This is a genomic window from Prevotella sp. MGM2 (genome assembly GCF_002933955.1).
Lineage (GTDB): Bacteria > Bacteroidota > Bacteroidia > Bacteroidales > Bacteroidaceae > Alloprevotella.
Map to the genome: position 1 here is coordinate 1 of NZ_BEWW01000004.1, position 1,175 is coordinate 1,175.

Sequence of the window (1,175 nt, forward strand, 5' to 3'; positions counted from 1 at the left end):
ATGTAGAAGTTGAAGTGCTTGGCCTTGAGGCTGAGCGCCGCACCGAATGTGCATCCTGTGCTCGATACGCCGCCGTTGACGGTGGCTTCTATCCATTTGAGCGGACGTACCGTTGCGGAGAGCATACCCTGATGCCAGGAATAGAGGCTGTGTATGCGGGAGGTGTAAAGGAATCCGAAGCGCAAATTACGGTAAGCCGGCAGAGTGTATTCCGCTCCTACGTTTACCGTAGCGGCCATTGCTTGTGTGGCATTGCTTTCCCCGTCATCGTAGATGGCAAACATCTCTTCGAGGTCATCGCCTATTTTCTCGAACTGGTCGCCTAACTTGTTGTCGCCGGTATTGTTGCTGCCTACGTAAATGTTGTCGAATCCATCGAAGGTGTAGTCACCCATTGACGATGCCTTTTGCGCGCCCTTCCAGCTGATGAAACCGAGGTCGGTCACGGCGGCGCTCAGTGTGAGGTCGTCTGTCAGTTTGTAGGTGGCACCCAGGTCGAAGGCCACGCCGAAACCGGGCATGCCGAAGGCTATGTCGTCAAGTCCCTTTACGCGGGGACGGCCATCGGGAGCGTTTTTGTCGGCCGTTTCATGTTCCAGCTTTGTGTTGAGCAAAGCGGCCGTTAGGCGGGCGTCGCCCTGTACGCGCCACTGGTCGCCGTTCATGGTCAGGTTGAGGTTTTTCACGGCGAAGTCGGCATAGCCAAAGCCCAGAAGGAATTTCATTTTTCCACCTACGGTGAGCCGGTTGTCGATGCTACGGCTGTGTCCCAAAGCTATTTCGGCATAATTCTGCGTGCGCAGGCCTATGTTCTTGAGATTGTAGTTCTCCTTTTCACCGGTGGTTTTCATGAATTCGAACAGTTCGTAGGGTAACGATACGTTCGTGTTCGAACGGAGGTTCAGTTCCACGAGATTGGTTCCGCCGAAGGCTTTGAAACCTACTGAAAAAAGATTATAGTTGAGATAAGTGTCGATGCGGTTCTTGTCGTGCAGCCCGTCAAGAAAAGTCTGCGCGCTCACCGTGGGGCTCATGAAAGTGGTGTATTCATAGCCGCCGTATTTTATCTGGTCGGCAGGCGAGAGTTTATAGACAAAATTTTTCAGACCGATATTGCCTGTCAGGCCGACGTTGATGTTGCCGAAGAGCACTGATACGTAGCTGGAGTCAAGGAG

Annotated in this window: 1 protein-coding gene; it reads right to left on the reverse strand. The window is 53.0% G+C overall.

All coding sequences use genetic code 11. From position 1 onward, the window contains the following. On the reverse strand, positions 1 to 1,175 hold a 1,175-nt coding region (locus C5S62_RS13405), incomplete at both ends, for a DUF5723 family protein (RefSeq protein WP_104403545.1).